This is a genomic window from Amycolatopsis sp. NPDC101161 (genome assembly GCF_044768185.1).
Taxonomy (GTDB): Bacteria; Actinomycetota; Actinomycetes; order Mycobacteriales; family Pseudonocardiaceae; genus Amycolatopsis.
Genome location: NZ_JBIWPI010000002.1, coordinates 647,417 through 669,746 on the forward strand (window position 1 = coordinate 647,417; position 22,330 = coordinate 669,746).

22 protein-coding genes are annotated in these 22,330 nt (G+C 71.7%); 6 read left to right on the forward strand and 16 right to left on the reverse strand.

The window, feature by feature from the left end; translation table 11 throughout:
• Positions 1-23: 23 nt before the first annotated feature.
• The 6 genes from hpf to ACIRSS_RS14210 all read right to left on the reverse strand — a co-directional run bounded on the left by hpf (position 24) and on the right by ACIRSS_RS14210 (position 6,945).
• Positions 24-704: a ribosome hibernation-promoting factor, HPF/YfiA family gene (gene hpf, locus ACIRSS_RS14185; RefSeq protein ID WP_400894554.1), complete on the reverse strand. Its 681-nt coding sequence runs from the start codon at positions 702-704 to the stop codon at positions 24-26.
• A gap of 905 nt (positions 705-1,609) precedes the next feature.
• Entirely contained in the window at positions 1,610-2,254 is a 645-nt protein-coding gene (locus ACIRSS_RS14190) for a ComF family protein (protein WP_400894556.1), read from the reverse strand.
• Between the two features lie 38 nt (positions 2,255-2,292).
• Positions 2,293-4,005: an LpqB family beta-propeller domain-containing protein gene (locus ACIRSS_RS14195; RefSeq protein ID WP_400894558.1), complete on the reverse strand. Its 1,713-nt coding sequence runs from the start codon at positions 4,003-4,005 to the stop codon at positions 2,293-2,295.
• A gap of 59 nt (positions 4,006-4,064) precedes the next feature.
• Positions 4,065-5,789 (reverse strand): MtrAB system histidine kinase MtrB, encoded by a 1,725-nt coding sequence (gene mtrB, locus ACIRSS_RS14200; RefSeq protein ID WP_400894560.1) that lies wholly within the window; start codon positions 5,787-5,789, stop codon positions 4,065-4,067.
• 7 nt (positions 5,790-5,796) lie between these two features.
• Entirely contained in the window at positions 5,797-6,474 is a 678-nt protein-coding gene (mtrA, locus tag ACIRSS_RS14205) for an MtrAB system response regulator MtrA (RefSeq protein WP_005150760.1), read from the reverse strand.
• A 156-nt stretch (positions 6,475-6,630) separates the two neighbouring features.
• The gene (locus ACIRSS_RS14210; protein WP_400894562.1) at positions 6,631-6,945 is read right to left on the reverse strand and encodes a bifunctional 3-phenylpropionate/cinnamic acid dioxygenase ferredoxin subunit; all 315 of its coding nucleotides are present in this window, start codon (positions 6,943-6,945) and stop codon (positions 6,631-6,633) included.
• Between the two features lie 164 nt (positions 6,946-7,109).
• On the opposite strand from ACIRSS_RS14210, the gene ACIRSS_RS14215 reads away from it, so the two are divergent.
• Positions 7,110-7,895, forward strand: a complete 786-nt coding sequence (locus tag ACIRSS_RS14215) for an IclR family transcriptional regulator (protein WP_400894564.1) — start codon at positions 7,110-7,112, stop codon at positions 7,893-7,895.
• On the opposite strand, the gene ACIRSS_RS14220 is transcribed toward ACIRSS_RS14215, so the two are convergent.
• Positions 7,892-8,872 carry a helix-turn-helix transcriptional regulator gene (locus ACIRSS_RS14220; RefSeq protein WP_400894566.1) on the reverse strand — a complete coding sequence of 327 codons (981 nt, stop codon included), beginning with the start codon at positions 8,870-8,872 and terminating at the stop codon, positions 7,892-7,894. The two genes, ACIRSS_RS14215 and ACIRSS_RS14220, sit on opposite strands and share 4 nt — an antisense overlap.
• Positions 8,873-8,936: 64 nt before the next feature.
• On the opposite strand from ACIRSS_RS14220, the gene ACIRSS_RS14225 reads away from it, so the two are divergent.
• From ACIRSS_RS14225 to solA, 3 genes are all read left to right on the forward strand, one after another.
• Entirely contained in the window at positions 8,937-9,386 is a 450-nt protein-coding gene (locus tag ACIRSS_RS14225) for a hypothetical protein (RefSeq protein WP_400894568.1), read from the forward strand.
• Between the two features lie 87 nt (positions 9,387-9,473).
• Positions 9,474-11,525, forward strand: a complete 2,052-nt coding sequence (locus ACIRSS_RS14230; protein WP_400894570.1) for an FAD-dependent oxidoreductase — start codon at positions 9,474-9,476, stop codon at positions 11,523-11,525.
• Entirely contained in the window at positions 11,522-12,652 is a 1,131-nt protein-coding gene (solA, locus tag ACIRSS_RS14235; RefSeq protein ID WP_400894572.1) for an N-methyl-L-tryptophan oxidase, read from the forward strand. Before ACIRSS_RS14230 ends, solA begins: the two co-directional genes overlap by 4 nt.
• Here the strand turns inward: solA and ACIRSS_RS14240 are convergent.
• From ACIRSS_RS14240 to ACIRSS_RS14250, 3 genes are all read right to left on the reverse strand, one after another.
• Positions 12,641-13,294 carry a dTMP kinase gene (locus tag ACIRSS_RS14240; protein ID WP_400894574.1) on the reverse strand — a complete coding sequence of 218 codons (654 nt, stop codon included), beginning with the start codon at positions 13,292-13,294 and terminating at the stop codon, positions 12,641-12,643. The two genes, solA and ACIRSS_RS14240, sit on opposite strands and share 12 nt — an antisense overlap.
• A gap of 64 nt (positions 13,295-13,358) precedes the next feature.
• The gene (locus tag ACIRSS_RS14245; RefSeq protein ID WP_400894576.1) at positions 13,359-14,120 is read right to left on the reverse strand and encodes a hypothetical protein; all 762 of its coding nucleotides are present in this window, start codon (positions 14,118-14,120) and stop codon (positions 13,359-13,361) included.
• Positions 14,117-14,692 carry a papain-like cysteine protease family protein gene (locus tag ACIRSS_RS14250; protein WP_400894578.1) on the reverse strand — a complete coding sequence of 192 codons (576 nt, stop codon included), beginning with the start codon at positions 14,690-14,692 and terminating at the stop codon, positions 14,117-14,119. Before ACIRSS_RS14250 ends, ACIRSS_RS14245 begins: the two co-directional genes overlap by 4 nt.
• Before the next feature lie 247 nt (positions 14,693-14,939).
• Here ACIRSS_RS14250 and ACIRSS_RS14255 point away from each other — a divergent pair, with 247 nt between their 5' ends.
• Positions 14,940-15,938, forward strand: a complete 999-nt coding sequence (locus ACIRSS_RS14255; RefSeq protein WP_003085563.1) for a hypothetical protein — start codon at positions 14,940-14,942, stop codon at positions 15,936-15,938.
• Position 15,939: 1 nt separating this feature from the next.
• On the opposite strand, the gene ACIRSS_RS14260 is transcribed toward ACIRSS_RS14255, so the two are convergent.
• From ACIRSS_RS14260 to ahcY, 5 genes are all read right to left on the reverse strand, one after another.
• A complete protein-coding gene (locus tag ACIRSS_RS14260) occupies positions 15,940-16,365 on the reverse strand; it encodes a YjdF family protein (protein ID WP_400894580.1) in 426 nt (141 codons plus the stop codon).
• Between the two features lie 129 nt (positions 16,366-16,494).
• Positions 16,495-16,833, reverse strand: coding sequence for a VOC family protein (locus ACIRSS_RS14265; protein ID WP_400894582.1), 339 nt, complete (start codon positions 16,831-16,833; stop codon positions 16,495-16,497).
• Positions 16,830-17,273: a type II toxin-antitoxin system VapC family toxin gene (locus ACIRSS_RS14270; RefSeq protein WP_400894584.1), complete on the reverse strand. Its 444-nt coding sequence runs from the start codon at positions 17,271-17,273 to the stop codon at positions 16,830-16,832. The genes ACIRSS_RS14265 and ACIRSS_RS14270 overlap by 4 nt, the downstream gene beginning before the upstream one ends.
• Entirely contained in the window at positions 17,267-17,554 is a 288-nt protein-coding gene (locus ACIRSS_RS14275) for a FitA-like ribbon-helix-helix domain-containing protein (protein ID WP_400894586.1), read from the reverse strand. The genes ACIRSS_RS14270 and ACIRSS_RS14275 overlap by 7 nt, the downstream gene beginning before the upstream one ends.
• A gap of 103 nt (positions 17,555-17,657) precedes the next feature.
• Complete coding sequence (gene ahcY, locus ACIRSS_RS14280) at positions 17,658-19,130, reverse strand: adenosylhomocysteinase (protein ID WP_400894588.1); 1,473 nt, start codon at positions 19,128-19,130, stop codon at positions 17,658-17,660.
• Between the two features lie 93 nt (positions 19,131-19,223).
• Between ahcY and ACIRSS_RS14285 the strand changes: the two genes are divergently transcribed.
• A complete protein-coding gene (locus ACIRSS_RS14285; protein WP_400897456.1) occupies positions 19,224-21,482 on the forward strand; it encodes a hypothetical protein in 2,259 nt (752 codons plus the stop codon).
• 48 nt (positions 21,483-21,530) lie between these two features.
• On the opposite strand, the gene ACIRSS_RS14290 is transcribed toward ACIRSS_RS14285, so the two are convergent.
• Positions 21,531-22,223: an LPXTG cell wall anchor domain-containing protein gene (locus ACIRSS_RS14290; protein WP_400894590.1), complete on the reverse strand. Its 693-nt coding sequence runs from the start codon at positions 22,221-22,223 to the stop codon at positions 21,531-21,533.
• Between the last annotated feature and the right edge of the window lie 107 nt (positions 22,224-22,330).

Below are 22,330 nucleotides of genomic sequence, written 5' to 3' on the forward strand. Positions count from 1 at the left end.
CGGCGGGCCTCCTTAAGACCGGCTCAGCCGAGCCGGATCACGCCGTAGTCGAAGCCTTTCCGCCGGTAGACCACGCTGGGCCGGCCCGCTTCGGAGTCGTTGAAGAGGTAGAAGTCGTGGCCGACCAGCTCCATCTCGTAGAGAGCCTGGTCCACCGTCATCGGTTCCGCGGTGTGCTGCTTTTCGCGAACGACACGACCGGGCTGGTGACCCAGGTCGTCGTCGGCCCAGCTCTGCTGCTGGGGCAGGTGGATCTCGCCGGCACTCGCGAAGCCGTTCGCCTGCGGTTCCGGTGCTTCGAGCACCGCGGTTCCCGCGACAGGACTGGCTGCGGCCGGGGATGCGCCACCCGGCAGTGCCGAGGTCGCTTCGGCGACCGATTCCGGGCGGCTGCGGCCGTAGTGCACGCGCCGCCGGTCGTGTGTCCTCCGCAGCCGGTTTTCCAGCTTGGTGACTGCGGAATCGAGCGCTGCGTAGAAGTCGGCGGCACACGCTTCAGCGCGTACGGCCGGGCCCCGCCCCTTTCCGGTGATTTCGACGCGCTGGCAGCTCTTGGCCTGGCGTCGGTTGGGTTCGTGGAACAGCTCCACGTCGTACCGGATGACTTTCCTGTCATAGCGCTCGAGCCGGGCCAGCTTTTCGCTGACAAGCGCCCGATAGTGGTCGGGCACCTCCACGTTGCGGCCCTTGACGACGATATCCATACACGACCTCCCTCGCTTCGATGACTGCGAGCTGTTGAGTTCACACACGGCGCCGGTGTAGCGGGGACGGAAGCCCGGATCGCGGGCTGAGAAGGAACTCGGGAGCGGATCACGACGTCTCGTGCCGGGAGCCCGAGCGCGGACTCAGCGCACCTCCGGCGCCAGGGACATGGGCTCGTCACCTCCCTGCCTGCGGGGATTGCTGATTGCGGAGCACGTTAGCTTCCTCACGCCGGTTGCAACAGCCCCCGAGCCGGGGGATGTCGAGGAATGAGACTCCGTCACCCCGCGCAGTGAGCGGAGGGTGAACACCAGAAAACACCCGCTGGTCGGACGCGCCGCGATTTTCGTGCTTTCACACGGACGGCGCAGCGCTGCCGGCTGGTGGACGCCGAGGGTGACGGCCAGGTTTCCGGCAGCCGCCACTCCGGTGGAGTGGTGCGGCGGCCAGGTGGTCTTGATCGACACCCTCATGCCGGGACAACGGGCGGGGAGCGGGGTGCGTTCCCGACGGAAGTCACTCGTGTAGGTGACGGGCGGGTTCACCCGGGTGCGGGTGAGGGGGCGATCGGCGGGGTATGCGGTGATCATGTTCGGCTCCGGGTTTGCGGAGACGCAGGTGGGAGCGGGGCGCCGGGTTCGCGATAGGCAAGGCCGGCTGGCCGGCGCTGAACCGCGGCGCAGGCCGCGGGATCGCGGCGGACCGACTGAGGTAAGCGTGGGCAACCCGCCGCCGACCAGGGCACCGCAGGCCGGGCCCGCCGGACCGCGGCAGCGCGGCCTCGCCGGGGCCGCCTACGGCAGGCGAGCCTCGCAGACCGCGACGGCCGCAAGTGCCTCCAGCGAGCACCGCGGCCCGGCCGGCACCGCGAAGGGGCCGCCGCTCCGCGACTCCGTTGAAAAATTCACCCGGCCGAGAGCAGCGTCAAAATCGCCGCCACCTCCACTCCCTCCCCCGCCAAAGCCCGCACGCAAGCCGCGGCGGTGGCTCCCGTCGTGATCACGTCGTCCAGCACCACCACCGGCATCCCCGGTGGCGGCCGCCCCGCTTCCCGGAACCGCAGCCGCCCCGCCAAGTTCGCCACCCGCGCCGCGCGATCCAGGCCTACCGCGTCCCGCGCGCCGCCCGCCAGCTCCAGCGCCGGGGCCACCGCGACCTCGAACCCCCAGCCCGCCAGCACCCGCGCGGCCGCGGCCGCCAGCAGCTCCACGTGCGGACCCCCGCGCACCCGCGCGGCCGACCGGCGGCTCGGCGCCGGCACCAAGCACACCGCGGAACCCGGAAGGGGCAACACCACCAACGCCCGGGCCAGCGCCAGCCCCAGCGGACCGGCCAGGTCCCGCCGCCCGCGTTCCTTGAACGCGATCAGCAACCGGCGCCCGACGCCGCGGTACCGGGACAGCGCGAACACCCGCGCCAGCCCCGCCACCGGCACCCGTACGACCTCGGACACCGCACCCCACACCGCCGCGCACCGGGCGCAACACGGCGCCCCACGGGCCCCGCAGCCGGCGCACCGGGCGGGGATCAGCAAATCGAGCAGCACCACACGGACAGTGTCCCCGGCACCACCGACAGTTTCCGGAACTAGCCCGGGTAGAAGGGATCCGCGTCCTTCATCGAGTGGTTCTGCGGCCGCCACACCTCGCCCAGCACCGACGCCGTCCACAGGCCGCTCTGGTCCGCCACCACGATCGGGCGGCTCGGCGCCGCCGTCACGCCGTGGACCTGGGGCGTCAGGTTGGAGCTGTTGAACGCGTCCATCCGCTGGCCGTCCACCGTCACGCGGACCACCGGCTGGGACATCGACTTCGTCGCCGCCACCAGGGTGTCCTGGGCCAGCCAGTCCACGTCGACGACGTCCTTGAGGTCGTTCGGCTGCAGCAGCCGCGGCTCGCGCAGGGCCACCGAATCACCGCTGCCGGTCACCGACGCCACCCACAGCTGGCCGTTCACCACCGCCGCCACGCGGGCGCCGTCGCGGGAAAACCGCAGCTCGGTGATGCCGCCCTGCTGGATCAGGTCCGTCGCGTTGACCGACAGCGCCGTCCACTGGTTGTTCTGGTTGACCACCATCCGGCCGATCGACGCCTGGTCGACCACCGTCCACACCTCGCCGGTGCCGGGACGCCACGTCGGGCGGCTCAGCGTCGTCCCGCCCAGGCCGACCATGGCCAGGTCGTGCCCGAGGTCGCCGATCCGCAGGCGGACCTTGCCGTTGTCGCGCTCGACCACCGCCAGGCTCTTGCCGTCGATCGACTGGGCAGCGCTCACGACGTCGTAGCCGCCGTTGCCCGCCGGGCCGCCGATCGGCTCGCCGGTGTCGAGCGACCGGACCCGGCCGCCGACCGTCATCAGGCCGGGCAGCTCCCGGCGCGGCGACAGCGTCGCGTCGTACGCGGGCAACTCGTTCGCGCGCCAGTCCGGGTGGTTGGCGACCAGCGGGGCGCCGTCGGCGAGGATCCGGATTCGCGCCGACGTCACGTACTGCAGCGTGAGGACGATCTGCGCGGCGATCAGGTTCCGGATGTCGTCGGCGGCCCCGGACAGGCCGGTCAGCGGCACCACCAGCGTCCCGTCGTCGAGGCTCTTGACGTTCGTGTCGACCTCGATCGGCTCGGCGAGCAGGTTCTTCACCGACCCGGCCAGGCTCGTCGACGGCCCGCTGACCAGCAGGTTCACCACCCGGCTCGGCAGCCCGGACTGCGGCTTCGCGATGACGTAGCGCCGGTCGGGGACGAAGGTGGCCGTCTGCTCCGAGTAGAAGTTCACCGGCACCGCGGTGTAGTTCTCGCTGAAGTCGGACTCGGTCGCGTACAGGTCGGGCGGCGGGTCGGTGATCCGCCACTGGCCGTTCGCCTGCTTGCGCACCTTGATCCGGAGCGCCGCCCCCGGGTTGTACTCCGGGACGAACGCGCTGCTCTGGTCGAGCGTGCCGACGCCGAACCCGCGCACGTTGACGACCAGCGTGTTCGGGTCGGGCTGCGGCGTCGGGTCGTAGACCGTGCCGAAGGTGTTCTGGATGATCGTCAGGCTGCGGTTCGGGCGCCAGGCGGCCCGGCTCTGGTCGTCCAGGTAGGCGCGGGCGGCCGCGTTGTTCTGCCCGGGCTTGAGCGTGGCGCCGATGAAGCCGCGGACGAGCGTCAGCGGGTCGATGTCCTTGTCCGGCTCGGGGACGACGTCACCCGAGCCCTGACCCTGCCGTTCCCCGGAGACGACGACCGGCTGGGATTCCAGCGGGACGTTGGCACACCCCGCCACCAGGACCAGGCACAACAAAGCGAGCAGAACCCGCTTCAACCGGGGCTTCGCCCCGGGCCGGGGGCTCCGCCACCCGGACCCCCGAAAAGCGTCTCGTGTCACTGACCGATTCCCTCACGTTCGGCGAAGATCGCCTCCGGCGCCGGCGTGATCTCGATCAGCCCGAGCGGCACCTCGCCGGCGACGCGGTCGGGCGGCGGCAGCACGAGCGGCGGGTCGCCGGCCGGCACGTCCTGGCGGCGCGGCAGCACGAGCCGGAAGCAGGCGCCCTGCCCCAGCTCGCCCCACGCGTCGAGCCCGCCGCCGTGCAGGCGCGCGTCCTCCTGGCTGATCGCCAGGCCGAGCCCGGTGCCGCCGGTGCGCCGGTTGCGCGACGGGTCGGCGCGCCAGAACCGGTTGAACACCAGGTCGGCCTCGCCGAGCCGCAGGCCGACGCCGTGGTCCCGGACGGTCACCGCGACCGCGGTCTCGCTGGCGGCGACGGTGAGCACCACCGGCTTGCCCTCGCTGTGGTCGACGGCGTTGCCGAGGAGGTTGCGCAGGATCCGCTCGACGCGCCGGGCGTCGACCTCGGCGATGACCTCCTCGTCGGGCAGCACGAGCTCCACCGAGCTGCCCGCGTTGCCGGCGATCACCCGCACCTGCTCGACCGCGCGGGTGGCGATCGGGCGGACGTCGATGAACTCCGCCGACAGCTCCTCGACGCCGGCGTCGAGCCTACTGATCTCCAGCAGGTCGCCGAGCAGCGACTCGAACCGGTCGAGCTCGTCGACCAGCAGCTCGGTCGAGCGCGCGAGCCCGGCGGGGAACTGCTCGCGCGACGCGTGCAGCACGTCGGCGGCCATCCGGACGGTGGTCAGCGGCGTGCGCAGCTCGTGCGAGACGTCGGAGGTGAACCGGCGCTGCAGCCCGCCGAACTCCTCGAGCTGGCGGATCTGGCCCTGGATGCTCTCGGCCATCCCGTTGTAGGACACCGCGAGCTTCGCCAGGTCGTCTTCGCCGAGCACGGCGAGCCGCTGGTCGAGGTCGCCGCCGGCGAACTGCTCGGCCGCCGCGGCGGCCTGCCGGACCGGGCGGACCACCTGCCGGGTCACCAGGTTCGTGATGCCGGCCAGCAGGAGCAGCAGCACGAGCCCGCCGACCAGCAGCGTGTTCTGCACGGTCGCGACCGTGTTCTGCTCGGTCGTCAACGGGAACAGCAGGTAGAGCTGCAGCGGGCTGGCGACGGTGTTGAGCGGCGTGCCGACGATCAGGTACGTCGTGCGGCCGCCGTCGGGGTCGGTGACCGTGTGCTCGAGCCAGCTCATCTCGTTGGCTTCGACGAACTGGCGCAGCCGCGGGGGCACGCTGTCGAACGGCCCGGCGGACGCGGGGTCCTCACCGGACTGGTCGCGGCCGCCGCTGGCGAGCACCGGGACGAACGTGCCGGCCGCCGAGCCCGCCGCGTCCTGGCTGGTCGGCGTGATCGCGATCTTCTTCAGCGCGTTCTGGAGCCGGTTGCGCAGCGCTTCCGGCGTCTCGCCGCCGAGACCGACCAGCTCACCGGCGGCGGTGTCCGCGGCCGCGCGGGTCTGCGCGATCGCGGCTTCGCGCTTGGTGTCGAGCAGCCGCTCGGTGATCTGGTTCTGCAGGACCATGCCCAGCACGAACACGACGGCCGAGGACAGCGCGAGCGTCGACACGGTGACGCGGAACTGCAGCGAGTGCTTCCACAGCTCGTTGAACGCGACCGCGCGACGGCGTGCGAAAACGACGACACGCCGCATCAGGCGTGCCGTCGTACGCGCGAACGCGGGGAGCCGTCTGCCGGTCGCGAGCGTCATGGACTCATCACGGCGGGCCGGCCTTGTACCCGACACCGCGAACGGTCAACACCACCTCGGGGTGCTCCGGGTCCTTTTCCACCTTGGAGCGCAGCCGCTGGACGTGCACGTTCACCAGCCGGGTGTCGGCCGCGTGCCGGTAGCCCCACACCTGCTCGAGCAGCACCTCGCGGGTGAACACCTGACGCGGCTTGCGGGCCAGCGCCACCAGCAGGTCGAACTCCAGCGGGGTCAGCGGGATGGCCTTGCCCTCGCGCGTGACCTCGTGGCCGGGCACGTCGATGGCCAGGTCGCCGATCGTGAGCGACTCCGCGGGCTCGGCCTCGGTGCGGCGCATCCGGGCACGGACCCGGGCGACCAGCTCCTTCGGCTTGAACGGCTTCACGACGTAGTCGTCCGCGCCGGACTCCAAGCCGAGCACGATGTCGACGGTGTCGCTCTTGGCGGTGAGCATGACGATCGGCACCCCGGACTCGGCGCGGATCGCCTTGCAGACGTCGATCCCGTTCATCCCGGGCAGCATCAGGTCGAGCAGGACGAGGTCGGGCTTCAGCTCGCGCAGCGCGGGAAGCGCGCGGGAACCGTCGGCGACCACGGCCGTGTCGAACCCCTCCCCGCGGAGCACGATGGTGAGCATCTCCGCGAGGGCGGGGTCGTCGTCGACCACGAGAACACGTGCCTTCATGTCCACATATTCGCACTAGTTCCGACGCCCGCACGCACGACCCGCGTGTTTGACCACCAGAAAGATCAAGATCGGCACGGGTGCCTGCTCCATCCGGGTGCCCCTGGACGGTCCGTGAAGGCCGGCACGCGGCCTTCACGGACCTGCGCGGACGAGTCAGGGAACCGCCGGGACGGGCACGTCGACGTGGACGTCGCCGGCGTCGACGACCACGGCGTAGGTGCGCACCGGCTCCTTGGCCGGCAGGCAGTCGGGCGCGCCGGTGCGCAGGTCGAACCGCGCGGCGTGCAGCGGGCACTCGACGAAGCAGCCTTCGAGCCAGCCGTCGGCGAGCGAGGCGTCCTGGTGGGTGCAGGTGTCGTCGACGGCGAAGAAGCCGTCCTCGGTGTGGAACACCGCGATCGGGACCGGGCCGTCGAGGCGGACGGCCTCTCCCACGGGCAGGTCGGCGACGGCGCACGCTCGGATCATCGAGGCCTCCGGAAATGACTGGCGGGGTGCCGGGACGGTTCGTGAATGTTGCGCAAGGCGCGACGCTGCGCTTCCTGCGCAACAATCCGGCTCCGACGGCGGCCACGTCAAGCGATTCGCCCACTCAGCCGATAGGAACGGCGCGAAACGGATACTGTTGCGCTATGCGGAACCAGGACTCGGGCAACGCAACTCAAAGCCAGGTGCAGTCGGTCGACCGGGCGATCAGCGTGCTGGAGCTGCTCGCCCGCAACGGCGAAACCGGCATCACCGAGATCGCGGGCGAGCTGGGCGTCCACAAGTCGACGGCGTCGCGGCTGCTCAGCGTCCTGGAGTCGAGAGGCCTGGTCGAGCAGCTCGGCGAACGCGGGAAGTACGCGATCGGGTTCGGCGTCGTGCGGCTGGCCGGCGCCGCGACCGGCCGCATGGACCTGGCCAAGCTGGGCCGCGCCAGCTGCCAGTCGCTCGCCGAAGAGCTGGGCGAGACGGTGAACATCGCCATCGCCGACGACGGCGTCGCGATCAACATCAGCCAGGCCCGCGGCTCGGCGGCGATCACGACGCAGAACTGGACCGGCCAGCGCACGCCGCTGCACGCGACCTCCAGCGGCAAGATCCTGTTGGCGTACATGGCCGAAACCGAGCGCAAGCGCGTGCTGAAGCGCAAGCTCGAGCAGTACACCCCGCGCACGACGGTCGAGCCGGACGAGCTGATGACCGAGCTGGACCGCGTGCTCGAAGACGGTTTCGCGGCCTGCTACGAAGAACTCGAGCTCGGCATGCACGCGGTCGCCGTGCCGATCCACGGCCCCGGCGGCGACGTCGTCGCGGCGATGAGCGCGTCCGGTCCGTCGTACCGGCTGTCGAAGCAGCGGGTGAAGCAGATCGTGCGGCCGATGACCGAGGCGGCGGACGACCTTTCCGCGCAGCTGGGCTACTTCCGGGACTAGCCGCACGCCCGGGGGTACAGCCGCGCCATCGCCTGGATCGTGTTTCCCATGTGCGCCACCAGTTCCGGCGGTGCCAGCACCTGCGCGTCCGCGCCGAGCCGCAGCAACCCCGCGGCCGCGTGGGGCACGCTTTCCAGGGGGACGCGGGCGCGGCGCCACCCTTCGTCGTCCGGCGATTCGAGCGTGCGCTTCACCAGCCGAGTGGCCCGCGGGCCCAGGATGTCCGGCAGGGCCTCGATTCCCGCCGGCGACAGCCGCACGACGGCGGTCTCGCCGGCTTCGCCCTCTTCGTAGCTTTCGACGTTCGCGCGCCAGAATCCGGCCAGGTCGAAGCCGTCGGGCCGGGTGAAGTGCTCGTCGAGCGTCCGCAGTTCTTCGATGTTCCCGACGCGGTAGGTGCGCACGCGCGGCCCGGCGACGAGGTACCAGACGCCGGCCTTGAGCACGAGGCCGAGCGGGTGCAGCCGCCGCGTCACGACACCCGGCGTCGGCGACCAGCGGCGGTAGGAGATCTCGACGACCTGGTCCTGCCACAGCGCTTCGGCGGCCGCGAGCAGCTGCGGCACCGGGTCGGCTTCGCGGTACCAGCCCGGCGCGTCGAGGTGGAAGCGCTGCCGGATGCGCACCGACGCGTCCCGGTACGGCGTCGGCAGCGCCGCCATCAGCTTCAGCTCGGCCGCGGCCACCTGGGCGCCGAGGCCCAGCTCCGCGGCCGGCTGGGGCAGGCCGGTGAGGAACAGCGAGCCGGCCTCCCCCGCCGTCAGCCCGGTCAGCCGGGTCCGGTAGCCGTCCATCAGCTGGTACCCGCCGTCCGGGCCGGTTTCGGCGTAGATCGGCACGCCCGCCGCCGCGAGCGCTTCGACGTCCCGGTACACGGTCCGCGCGGTCACGCCCAGTTCGGCCGCCAGCTTCGCCGCGCTCATCCGCCCGCGGTTCTGCAGCAGCAGAAGCAGGGACACCAGCCGGCTCGCGCGCACCCCGGGAAGTCTGCCAGCGACCACTGACAAAAGGTGTCAGTGGCCGCGTCCCAGGATCGTCGGCATGAACGACTTCGACTTCTTCATCGGCTCCTGGACCGTGACCAACCGGCGGCTCGCCAAGCCGCTCGCCGGCAGCGACGACTGGGACGTCTTCCCCGGCACCTCGACCTGCTGGTCGCTCTTCGAGGGCGGCGGCAACGTGGACGAGATCGTCTTCCCGACCCTCGGCAGCCGCGGCTGCACGCTCCGCCTCTTCGACGTCGAGCGCGAGGAGTGGTCGCTGTACTGGGCCAACAGCCGGACCGGGGTGCTCCAGCCGCCGGTCGTCGGCGCCTTCGCCGGCGGCCGCGGCGACTTCTACGGCGACGACACCCACGAAGGCGCGCCGATCAAGGTGCACTACGCGTGGACGGGCGTCGAGACGGCGACACCGCGCTGGGAGCAGGAGTTCTCCGCCGACGGCGGCAAGACCTGGGAAGCCAACTGGGTCATGGAGTTCGCCCGCGCCTGAGCGGGCACCTCTTCGGGCGCTTGACACCGCGTCTCGCATCACGCACGTTGTTGCCGAAGACGCAACTTCGTCGCCCGGAGGGAACGCATGGCAGGACGGCCCCGGGTGGTCGTCGTCGGCGCCGGCCTGCTCGGCTGCGCGCTGGCCGACGAGCTGACCGAGCGCGGCTGGACCGACGTCACCGTGCTGGGCGGCGGCGAGGCGGACGACCACCCGGGGCTGGTGTTCCGGACCGACGCCGACCGCACGCTGACGGAGTTCGCGAAGTACACCGTCGAGAAGTACGCCGGCCTCGACGGCCAGTGGTGCTTCAACCCGGTGGGCAGCCTGGAGCTCGCGACCACCCCGGAAACCCTCGCGGAGCTGAAGCGGCACCACGGCTGGGCGACCTCGTGGGGCGTGCGCGCGTACCTGCGCACGCCCCACGAGTGCGCCGACCTGCACCCGCTCCTCGACGGAACCCGGGTGCTGGGCGGGCTGCACGTCCCCGGCGACGGTCTGCTGCACGCACGGCGCGCGGCGGAAGCGCAGGCCCGGCGGGCGAAAGCCCGGGGCGCCCGGTTCGCCACCGAGGACGTCGTGGCGGTCGACCGCTCGGGCGGGCGGGTGACCGGCGTCGTCACCGCGGCCGGGCGGTACCGCGCCGACGTCGTCGTGTCGTGCGCGGGCGGCCTCGCCGACTTGAGCCTGCCGCGGGTGCCGCGGACGCACGAGTACTCGGTCACGTCACCGCTGCCGGAACTGGCCGGGGACAACGACGAACACGTGCAGGCGGGCAAGCCCGTGCTGCGCCACCTCGACTCCGGGATGTACGTCCGCGAGCACGTCGACCGGCTCGGCGTCGGCGTGACGGCGGCGGCCGAGCTGCTCCCCGCCCTCCGCGGCGCCGGCTTCGAAACCACCACGACGGTGGTGCTCCCCGGCACCCCGGACGGACGGCCGCTGCTCGGCGAGCACCCGGACCTCGACGGCTTCTGGGTGGCCGAGGAGGTCCGGCCCGAACACTCCGCGGGGGTCGCGCGCGAGCTGGCGCGCTGGCTCGTCGACGGGCAGCCGGCGCTCGCGCTGCACGGTTGCGACCTCGCCCGGTTCGCGCCGTCGGCCCGGGTCACCGCGGAGCCGATCCGGGCGAGCCCCTTCCACGAGCGGCAGCTCGCGCTGGGCGCGCACTTCGGCGCGGCGGACGGCTGGGCGCGGCCTGAGCGCTACCGGTCCGACATCGGCGCGGAGGCGCGCGCGGCTCGCGAGCGCGTCGCGATGTTCGACCTGACGTCCGTGCCACGGCTGGCCGTCACCGGTCCCGGCGCGCTGCCGTTCCTGCGGGCCATGACGACCGGCGATCCGGCGGAGCCGGGCACGGTGACGTCCACTTTGCTGCTCGGCGAAGACGGTGGCGTGCGGGGACAGCTGACCGTGGCCCGGCTGGGTCCCGAACGGTTCCACGTCGGTGCGGGCGGGCGTCTCGATTTCGCCTGGCTGCGACGGCACCTGCCCGGCGACGGCACCGTGCAGCTCCACGAGACCACGCCCGGCACGTGCTGCGTCGGCGTGTGGGGACCGGCTTCCGGGACCGTCCTGCCCGAACTGTCCACAACGGACTTCTCGGCCGAGGAGACGTACGTCGGGGACGTCCCGGTCGCCGCGTTGAGACTGTCCACTGTGGGTGAACCCGGCTGGGAGCTGCACACGACGGCGGATCTGGGCCGGCACCTGTGGGACACCCTGCGCGAACGAGACATCGCCGTCGCGGGTTATCAAGCGTTAACCAGTCTGCGGCTGGAGGCCGGCACCCCGGTCGCCGGTGTCGACTTCACCGCCGAGCACGACCCCTACGAGGCCGGGCTCGGGGCCGCCGTCCGGATGGACAAGGGCTACTTCGTCGGCCGCGACGCGCTGGCGGGACGGTCCGCGGCGACCGTGAGCCGGCGGCTGACACGCCTGACGACCGATTCGGCCTTACAAGGTAAGGAACCGGTCTACGTCGAGGGTCGCCCGGCCGGGTACGTCACGAGCGCCGGCTACGGCCACACCACAGGCCGGGCCTTCGCGTTCGCCTGGCTTCCGGTGGAGCACAGCCGTCCCGGGACGCCGCTGGAAGTCGAGCACCTCGGCACGCGCGTGCCCGGGAGGGCGCGATGACGCACTACGACGTGATCGTGCTCGGCCTCGGCGGGATGGGCAGCGCGGCGGCTTACCAGCTCGCGCGCCGCGGTCAGCGCGTGCTGGGCATCGACCAGTTCGCGCCGGTGCACAACCGCGGGTCGAGCCACGGCGGTTCGCGGATCACGCGGCAGGCGTACCTCGAGGGTCCCGAGTACGTGCCGCTCCTGCTGCGCGCGCACGAACTGTGGGCCGGTCTCGAGCGCGACAGCGGACGGCGGCTGTTCACGCGCTGCGGCGGCCTCATGGTCGGCGCGGCGGGTTCGCGGACGATCACCGGCAGCCTCGCGTCGGCGCGCGCGTTCGACATCCCGCACGAGTTGCTGGACGCCGGGGAGATCCGGCGCCGGTTCCCCACGATGACCCCGTCCGCCGACGAGGTCGCGTTGTACGAGCCGGGCGCCGGGCTGGTGTCGCCCGAAGGCAGCGTCGCCGCGCACCTGCAGCTCGCCGCGCGGTGCGGCGCCGAACTGCACCACGAGGAGAAGGTGTTCACGTGGAGCGCGACGGCCGCCGGCGTGCGCGTCGGGACGTCGCACAGCTTCTACACCGCGGACAGGCTCGTCCTGTGTCCCGGCGCGTGGGCGGGCGAGCTGCTGCGCGGGTTCGGCGTCGAGTTCACCGTACGTCGTAAGGTGCAGTTCTGGTTCGCGCCTTCGGGCGGAGCCGAACCGTTCCGGCGGCATCCCGTCTACCTCTGGGAGAGCGACGGCTACACGTTCTACGGCTTCCCGGCGCACAACGCGCCGGCGGACGGCGTGAAGGTCGCGCTCCACACCGGCGGCCGGACGTGCACCGCGGACGGCATCGACCGGACGGTGTCCGCCGACGAGGTCCACGAGATGGCGTCCGTCGTGAAACGCCACCTGCCGACGTTGCCGGGCGCGTTCCTGCGCGCGGCGACCTGCATGTACACCGACACGGCCGACGAGAGCTTCGTCGTGGCGCCGCACCCGGACGAGGAGCGCGTGGTGCTCGCGTGCGGCTTCTCCGGCCACGGCTTCAAGTTCGCCCCGGTGATCGGCGAGATCGTCGCGGACCTGGTGGTCGACGGCGAGACGGCGTACCCGATCGCCTGCTTCGACCCGGCCCGGCTACTGCCCTAGCAGCGTCGTCGCGAGGGCTTCGAGGTCGACACCCGCGACGCCGTCCAGGACGTGCCACGGCGCCAGCCAGCCCGACGCCGCCAGCTCGTCGTACACCGCCGCGCAGCGCCGCTGCAGGCCGTCGTCGGTTTCGAAGGCGTCGCGCTCGCGGTCGGTCTCCGCTTCCGCGCGGCGCTCGGCGCGCTCGGCCGCCACCGCGGGCGCGACCCGCAGCAGCAGGTGCGCGTCCGGGCGCGGCAGCCCGAAGCGGTCGACCTCGAGCTCCCACACCCACTTCACGACTTCGCCGGCCGCGTCCTGCCGCAGCCGCGCGGCCGCGTACGCGGCGTTGGACGCGACATAGCGGTCGAGCAGGACGACGTCGTGCGCGTCCCGCAGCGCGCGGATGTCGTCGGCCGCGCCGCTGCGGTCGAGCGCGTAGAGCACGGCCATGCCGTACACCGAGTCGGCGAGATCGCCGTGTCCGCGGTGCAGCGCCTCCTTGACGAGGTCCGCGTGCACGCTCTTGCCGTAGCGCGGGAACGCCAGCGACGCGACGCTCGCACCCTTCGCGCGCAGCTGCGCCGTCAGCCCGTCGGCGAGCGTGCGCTTGCCCGCGCCGTCGAGCCCTTCGATGACCACCAGTCGACCCACGGACGTCACAGTAACGGTGGTGGACCGGCGGGCTCGGTGGAAGGGGATCGACGCCGAGCCCGCCGGTTCGTCTTCAGGCGGAGATCCGCCGCAGGTGCAGCACATAGCCGGCGCCGCTGACCGCCAGGACGCCGACGAGGATCAGCAGCGGCACCCAGCCGGTGTCGTTCGCGGACGGCGCCGGGCCGCCGTCGCCGCGGGGCATCACCTGCGACGTGGCGTCGTAGCCGCCGGCTTCGCCTTCGCGGGCGTAGACCGAGCCGGGGAGCTTGTCCGCGTAGCGCTGCGAGACAGTGCGCTGGTAGTCGGCGACGTTAACGGTCGTTCGCTCCGACAGCGACGTGAGCCGGCCGTCCCTTACGGCGTACCACGCGTCGACCTGCGGCTCGTGCAGGAGTTGCGCGCCCGCGGGCAGCGTGCGGGCGTAGCCGCCTTCGATGTCGCCAGACGCGATGTTGCCGACCTGCCAGGCACCGTCGTCGCCGCGGACCGTCCAGAGCGTCGCGGTCCGGCCGTCCGACGCGCGGACGGGAACGGCGAAGTAGGCGAAGTCACCCGGCGCCGCGCCCGGCTTGCCCGCGACGAAGTCCGGCGAGAGCTCGTAGACCGGGTACGCGTCGGGCGTGATCTCGACCGAGACCGGGCCGTGCGCGTCCGGGGCCTGCGCGAAGAACCGCACCAACGTGTCCTGGAGACCGGGCGCGGCGGCCGCGGTGTGCGCGGCCACGGCGTCGGCGCTGCTGATGCCGGCGGCCTGGGCCGCGCCTGACACCGGAGCCGTCATCAGCAGCGCCGCGCCGGTCAGCACGGCGAGCGCCAGCACTCGCCTGCTCATCGGGCGATCCCGGTGAGCGTGTGCGTCCAGGTGAACGACGAGTTGTGGGTGTAGTAGCCGTAGGTCGACCAGTTGTAGCGCTTGGCCGGCCCCGGATCACCCCAGAACACCCAGTTCCCGCGGGTGTCGTAGCCGTAGAGGACGTGCGCGTGGCCACCGCCCGAGCGGTAGCCGACGCGGGTCTCGACCGGCTGGTTCGCGGCGGTCTGCGTCCGGACGTCGGCGTAGGAGATGCGGCGGTCGAGGTAGCGGCCGGGCGAAGCGAACCCGAGCCCGGCGAAGGCGCGCTGCGGGCCGGCGAGGGTGCCGGGCAGGTTCGCGCAGTCCTGGCTCGTCCCGCCGTGGGCGAGCCGGCAGAACTCCGCCTGGTCGACAGCGACGCCGTGGGCGGCCGCGATGGCGGCGCCGGCGGCGGCCCAGCACCACTGGGTCCGCTGCTGGGCCTGGATGGTGATCTGGGTCCGGTAGGTCGACGGCACTCCGGGCGCGGCTCCGGCTGTGACCGGCGCGACCAGGCACAACATCAGGCTCACGGCCAGCACGGCGTGGACCCGACTCGACTTCACCAGCACGGACGGCCTCCTGCTCGAACGTGGGCGAACCAGCGGTGGTCACAACGGTGAACAACGCGGTCACAAGGAGCAAGAACGCCATCCGGCGGAACGGACCGTTCCGGGGCACAGCCGGAACGCGGAACAGTCACCATAACGAGGCCAACCACCCTGAACGGGGGTCGGCACTGCCACCCTACGCTGCTAACGTGAACGTTCCGCGGTGTTCACGCCCAGCGCACACACTGGTCGGGTGAAGGGACGAGCGGTGGCACAAGACGGGAACCTCCCACTGATCATCGATGGCGCCCGCACGACCCGGGCATCGGTCGCCGAGCTGCCGAAAGAGCTGACCGAGGCGCTCCGCACCGGCGAGTTCCACCACGCCCTGAGGCTGGCGATCGCCTACCGCGGACTGTCGCTCGCGCGGCTGCGCGCGCACCTCGCGCTGCGCGGGGTCCAAATCGGACAGTCCACGCTGAGTTACTGGCAACGCGGGCTGCGCCAGCCCGAGGTGCCGAAGGCGCTGCCGGCGGTCCGGGCCCTGGAATCGGTCCTCCAGCTGCCCGCGGACGCCCTCGTGGTGCTGATCGGGCCGCGACTGGTCCGCCGCGGCCACCAGCCGGCGGCGTCGTTCCACGACCTGCGTTCCGGTGACATGGGGTCGATCGTCGAGGACCTGCTGGCCGAGCTCGGCGCGTACCCGTCGTCGAACCACTACAACGCGGACCTCGAGCTGCTGTCGGTGCACGACACGATCACGTTCGACGCGGAGCACCGCCAGGTCAGCCTGCGCACGCGGCTGGTCACGCGCGCGCGTCGGCACGGACCGGACCGCTACCTCACGGTGTACAACGGCGACCCGGGCTGCCGCATCGACGACGTCGAGCTGATCACGGACGAGGGCTGCCGGGTGGGGCGGATGCGCCGCAACCCGGACGCGGACACGATGGCGACGGAGCTGTTGTTCGACCGCAAGCTCGCCGAGGGCGACATCCACGTGTTCTGCTTCGAGGTCCGCGACGACTCCGGGTCGGCGTCGCCGGGGTACTACCGGATGCTGCGCGACCGGTGCGCGAGTTACCTGGTCCAGCTCCGGTTCGACCGCAACGCGCTGCCCGCGCGGTGCACCCGCCAGGTGCGGGCGCGCGACGACGCCCTGCCGGTGGTGGCGGAGGAGCTGGCGTGCGACATGGGCGGCGTGAGCAGCGCGTTCTTCAGCGACGCCGGCCCAGGGTTGGCCGGCGTCGCCGTGGAGTGGAACTGAGCTAGCGCCCGCGGTGCTTGGCGCGTGACTTGGCCTTGGCCAGAATCCGGCGCCGGGCCGCTTCAGCCGCGGCGCGGCGCTTGCGGGCGGCCTTGTTGACCCCGGCCTGCTCGACGACGGCTTCCTTCAGCGCGCGCTGGGCAGCCGTGCCGATGCCCGCGTCATCCTGGGCTTTCTTCGCGAGCTTCGCGAGTCGCTTGGCGTTGAGACGAGCGGTCGGCCGCTGGCTCACCGGCACCGGCGGAGCTTCGCGTGCTTCGTCGGCGAGCCGGACGAAGTCGCGCCCGGCGGCGAAGGCGGCGAGTTCGGGGTTGTTCGGCTCGGCGCCGAAGACGTACCGCGCGGCTCGGACGAGGCCGTCTTCGTGGATTTCGTAGACGCCGACCCAGAACCGGCCGTCGTGGTACAGCGTGAACACCCCGTGCATCGGGAACCTCCAGGCATGACGGATCAGCCTGGCGCCACCGGTTTCCCTGGACGGGACAACGAGCCCTTGCGGACCGCCCGGACTACCCACCGGGCCGTGAGGTTCGTGAAGCCAAGAACGTGCTCGAGGTTACGCGGGTCCCCCGCCGATGCCGAGCTCGTTTCCTTCGGGGTCGCGATAGATGATCTTGCGCACACCGTTGCCGTAGGTCTCGCGATCGGCGGGTTCGATGCCGCGCGCGGAGATGGCACCGATCCGCTCGTCGAGGTCATCGACGAAGAGGGTGTGGAAGGCATGGCCGGCCCGGTCCGGCCGCAGTTCGACGACGACCGAGCCGTGCGGGGAGACTTCCCAGAGGGCTTCGGTATCGCTCACGACGTAGGTGGGCGGGGAGCCGAAGAGGCGTTCGTACCAGGCGAGAGCACCGGCGTAGTCCCGGACGGCGATGCCGGCGAAGAGATCGGTCACAGCACCTCGAATCCGTTGGCCTTGGCGGCATCGGCTTGGCGCTCGTCGCGGGTGACGAAGGTGACCGGTTCGCCGCCGGTGAGTTCGGCGGTGTCGTGCATCGCGACGGCGATGTGGATCGCGTCCAAGGTGCGCACCGGGTAGTTCTCGGTGACCAGCCGCCGGGCCGCCGCGAAGATCCGCTGCGGGGCCAGCGGGATCACTCCCAAAATCGTCCGCGAGTCCCGGTCGAACTGAGTCAGGAACTCGCGGGCATCCGGAATCCGCCCGGTTCGCTTGGCCGCGGTGAACGCACTGGCGCACTCCAGCCGGGTCAGCTCGCTGGTGAGCACGAGGTGCCCGCCGTCGATCAGGAGCTTTCGAAGCTCGGTGTGGTCGGCCTCGTCGGTGAGGTAGGCCCCGACCACGGCGCTCGTGTCGGCGTAGAGGACAGTCACCATTCCCCCCGGGTCCAGTCGAGCGCTTCGCTGACAGCCGTGCCCCAGCCACGCGAGCGTTCTTCCAGCACATCGTGACCAGGTGCTTCGCCCTCCGGCTCGAAAGTGATCAGCTTGCCTTCCGCCACCAGGCGGTCTCTCCGCTCAAGTGCGGTTTCGGTCTTCGCCACAACGCCCCTCAACGCTTCCGTGACCAGGTCGTTCATGCTGCGCCCTTCGGCTTCGGCCCTCGCCTTGAGCCGGGCGTGCAGCTCGTCGTCGATCCTCGTGATCAACTGCTTCACACCCCCATGATAACACGTCGCCCGATCGTGCTATCACTGTTCAGAACGCAGAACAAAAGGGCCGCCCCGAACACTTTCGGGGCGGCCCTGACCAGCTAAAACCTCAGTACCGGTAGTGCTCCGGCTTGAACGGTCCTTCGACGTCCACGTCGATGTACTCGGCCTGCTCCTTGGTGAGCTTCGTCAGCTCACCGCCGAGCGCCTGGAGGTGGATCTTCGCGACCTTCTCGTCCAGCTTCTTGGGCAGCCGGAAGACCTCCTTGTCGTACTCCTCGTGCTTGGTGAACAGCTCGATCTGCGCGATCACCTGGTTGGAGAAGCTGTTCGACATCACGAACGACGGGTGCCCGGTCGCGTTGCCCAGGTTCAGGAGCCGGCCCTCCGACAGCACGATGATCGTGTTGCCGTTCGGGAAGATCCACTCGTCGACCTGGGGCTTGATGTTGATGCGGCGGATGCCCGGGTAGCGGCCGAGCCCCGCCATGTCGAGCTCGTTGTCGAAGTGGCCGATGTTGCCCAGGATCGCCTGGTGCTTCATCTTCGCCATGTGCTCGACCAGCACGACGTCCTTGTTGCCGGTCGTCGTGATGACGATGTCGGCCTCCGGGAGCGCGTTCTCCAGCGTGCGGACCTGGTAGCCGTCCATCGCCGCCTGCAGGGCGCAGATCGGGTCGATCTCGGTGACGATCACGCGCGCGCCCTGGCCGCGCAGGGACTCCGCCGCGCCCTTGCCGACGTCGCCGTAGCCGCAGACCACCGCGACCTTGCCGCCGATCAGGACGTCGGTGCCGCGGTTGATGCCGTCGATCAGGGAGTGGCGGATGCCGTAGCGGTTGTCGAACTTCGACTTCGTCACCGCGTCGTTGACGTTGATCGCCGGGAACAGCAGCTCACCGGCCGCGGCGAGCTGGTAGAGCCGCAGGACGCCGGTCGTCGTCTCCTCGGTGACGCCGCGGATGCCCTCGCCGATCTTCGTCCACTTGCCCGTGTCGGCCGCGACCGAGTCGCGCAGCAGCTCGAGGAACACGCGGAACTCGTCCGAGGTGTTCTCGTCCGGGGTCGGCACGACGCCCGACTTCTCGAACTCGGTGCCCTTGTGCACGAGCATGGTGGCGTCGCCGCCGTCGTCGAGGATCATGTTCGGGCCCTCGCCGTCCCAGGTGAGCATCCGCTCGGTGCACCACCAGTACTCCTCGAGCGACTCGCCCTTCCACGCGAAGACCGGGACGCCCTTGGGCTCCTCGGCCGTGCCGTGGGGGCCGATGACGACCGCGGCCGCCGCGTGGTCCTGCGTCGAGAAGATGTTGCAGGACGCCCAGCGCACCTCGGCACCCAGCGCGACCAGCGTCTCGATCAGGACCGCCGTCTGCACGGTCATGTGCAGCGAGCCGGAGACCCGCGCGCCGCGCAGCGGGTAGACCTCCGCGTATTCGCGCCGCAGCGCCATCAGTCCGGGCATCTCGTGCTCGGCGAGGCGGATCTCCTTGCGGCCGAACTCGGCGGCCTCGAGGTCGGCGACGGCGAACTCGATGCCGTTGCGGGTCTGGTGCCGCTTGGCAACGCTTTCGGGGGTCATAGTGGCGATTCCTCCAAGACTCGATGACGTCCGAACACTACCGTTGTCCGCTCGACCTTCCCTAGGATCGCGTAGGAGGCCTTCACCGTGCCCATGCCCGGCCCGGACACCCGCGTCGTCGAAATCCGCGTCGCCGGGCTGGTCGGCACCAGCGGCGAGACCTTGCTCGACGCGGTTTCCACCGTCGACGTCGCCGGCGACGGGCTGGGCCGCGTGATCCGCCCGGCGGACCGGCTGCGAAGGCCGGCGCCCGGGCCCGTGCTGCCGGCGCTGGGCCGGTCGATCCCGCGGACGCTCGAAGGCTACCTCTGGAGCGGCATGACGTCCGGGGGCGCCGCGAAGGCGACCTGGGCGCTGCTGTTCCCGTTCTCCCTCGCCAACGTCGCGTTCTGGATGCTGCCGCCGGCCCCGCCGGGCCGCCGCCTCCCCCGCGTGCTCGGCGCGGTGTGCCGCGGCCTGCTGCGCGTCGGTGCCCTGCTGCTGACCATGCTGCTGATGGGCCAGCTCGCGACGATCGCGCTCGACCTGTTCGCCGGCCAGTGCCTCGCGCCCGGGTCGGGCTGCCTGCCCGCGGTCCCCGACACCGTCCGTTCGGTGCCCGCGCGGATCGCGGTCGGCCTGCTGCCCCTGCTGGTCGTGATCTTCGTCCTGCACCGGATCTCGAGCGCGACCTGGGCGGTGCACGCCGACGGCGACCTGACCGAGGGGCCGCTGCGGATGCGCGCCGACCCGGAGACGCCGGCGCTGCGCTGCCTGCACACGGTCGCGGCGCTGGTCTCGGTCGCCCTGCTGCTGCTCGGCGGGCCGTTCCGGGTACCGGGCAACGGCTTCGACCTGGTGGTCTGGATCGTGGCGCTGGCGCTGGTCGTCGCGACGATCGTCGCGGCGGCGATCGGCGTCGACACCGGGCGGTTCGCCCGGCCCGGCGTGATCGGGCTGGCCGTGGTGCTCGTCGTCCTGGCCGCTGTCCGATTGCGGCCCGGCACCGGCCCGCTGCCGGGGACGAACGGCGTCGTCGAAGGGCTCGGCGCGGCCCTGGTCGCCGTCACGGTCCTGTTCGCGCTGTTCCTGCTCCCGGCCGCGCTGCTGGCCCGGCCCGGCTGGCAGCACAAGCCACGCCGGCTGCGGCCCTGGCTGGGCGGCTGGGCGGCCGCGCCGGTGCTCGCGCTGGCCGGGCTGCTCGGCGGCGGGTTCGGCGCGGGGCTCGCCGAAGCCGTCCGGCGGCTTTCCGGGGCGGAGCTCCTGAAGGTCCCGGACACGTACCTGCTGGTCACCGTGCTGTGGGGCGCCGGGCTGGCGCTGGCCGCGGTGCTCGGCGTGCTGGGCTTCGCTGTCGCCGTCCCGCTGCGCCGGCTGCGGCGGGGCATCCCGGCCATCGTCGAGCTGATGGAGCACGACGAGCGCCAGGAGGCCCAGGCCGCGGCGGCGTGGGCGCGCTCGGCGTGGGAACGGCGGCACCTGCACCACCTGGCGCTGGCGGTCGCGAGCGCGATGTCCGCGGGCGGCGCCGCGCTGCTGGTGCTGCGGTTCGGGTTCGGGCTGGTTCCGGGCTGGTTCGGCCCGCTGTCCGCGATCGGCGTGGTCGCGCTCGGCGCGCTGGCCGCGGGCCTGCTGCGCGTCGTCTACACGGCCGCGCGGACACCGCAGCGCAGCCGGCACCTCGGCGCGCTGGCCGACCTCGTCTGCTTCTGGCCGCGGGCCGCGCACCCGACCGTGCCGCCCTGCTACGCGCTGAAGGTCGTCCCGGAGCTGGCCGCGCGGACGCGCGAACACCTCGCCGAACCGGGGACGCGGGTGGTGCTTTCCGGCTACAACCTCGGCAGCCTGCTGACGGTCATGGCCGCCGCGCGGCTCGCGGCCGAACTGCCGGAAGCCGACCTCGAACGCGTCGGCGTGCTCACCGCGGGCTCCCCACTGCAGTGGGGCTACCAGCGCGCCTTCCCGGCGTTGCTCCCCCAGGAAGCGCTCGAGACGCTCTTCGCCGACCTGGACGGCCGGTGGCGCGCCCTCTGCCGCGGCACCGACATCTTCGGCGGCGGCGTGACGACGTGGCGGCACGAGGTCTCCGACCGGCAGCTCTACGGCGTCGGCTACCAGCCCGAAGGCGGCATCGGACCGCTGAAGGCGAAGGCCGACGAGAACGGCGTCCTCATCCTCGGCGGCGACCACTGGCTGCCGGACCCGCTGCGCGGTCCGACCGGACGGCACCGCTGGGCACCGGGCGTCCTGAAGCACCAGGACTACGTCGTCGACGCAGAGTGGGACCACGCCGTCGCGATGGCGGCCGGGCTCGGCAAGCCGTCCGGCGGTGAGCAGGGTCTGCTCTTCGGGGACTTCCCCCTGAAACAGTGAAGGCCCCTCGCCGGAGCGAGGGGCCTTCGACCGCGAGCTAGCTCAGCTTCACTCGGAAGCCTTGCGGCGGAACTTCAGCAGCGCGAGCAGGCCGCCGCCGCCGAGGATCAGCAGGGCCGCGATCCAGACGAGCCACATGTTGTCGAAACCGGTGTTGGCCAGGCCACCGCCGGTGCCGGACTCGTTGCCCGCCGGCACGACGGCCGCACCCGTGGTGCTGGTCGGCGCGACCGTGGTCTCCGAGGAGGCCGGAGCGCTCGGCTTCGTGGTCTCGGTCGGCTTGGTCGGCTTCGTCGTGACGGTGGACTCCGGCGGGGTCTCCGTCTTGGTACCGCAGGCGAACCAGTGGCTGATGGTCGGGACGTTCTGGAAGTTCCGGCCGACCATCGGCGCGTGCAGCTTCTCCCACGGCGGCGTGGCGGAGAGGCCCTTCTTGCCCGGGCGGTAGGTGTTGTACTCGTTGCCGCCCTTGACCACGATCGCGGCGACCGTCACGCCCTCGGGCACGCTGTCGACCGTCAGGTACTGGTCCTTCTGCGTGCCACCGGTGACCTTGAGCTGGTCGCTCACGTCGATGGCCTTGCCCAGGCCGATGTCGGAGCACTTGGTGGCGTTGCCGACGGTGCCTTCGGCACGGTCGTCACCGGGGACGCACGCCAGCGCGGAGCCGGCGGTGCCGATGAGGGCGGCGGTGGTCAGCGCCATGACGGCGACAGCGCCACGGAAGGTACGTCTGCGCATTCAGAACTCCTGATACCGGCGGGGAGAGAACACTTGCGAAATCTGGGGTCGCGAAGCCACCGAGCGTGTGAATCACGCTGCTGTAATTCACCCGTCAGTGGTCCACG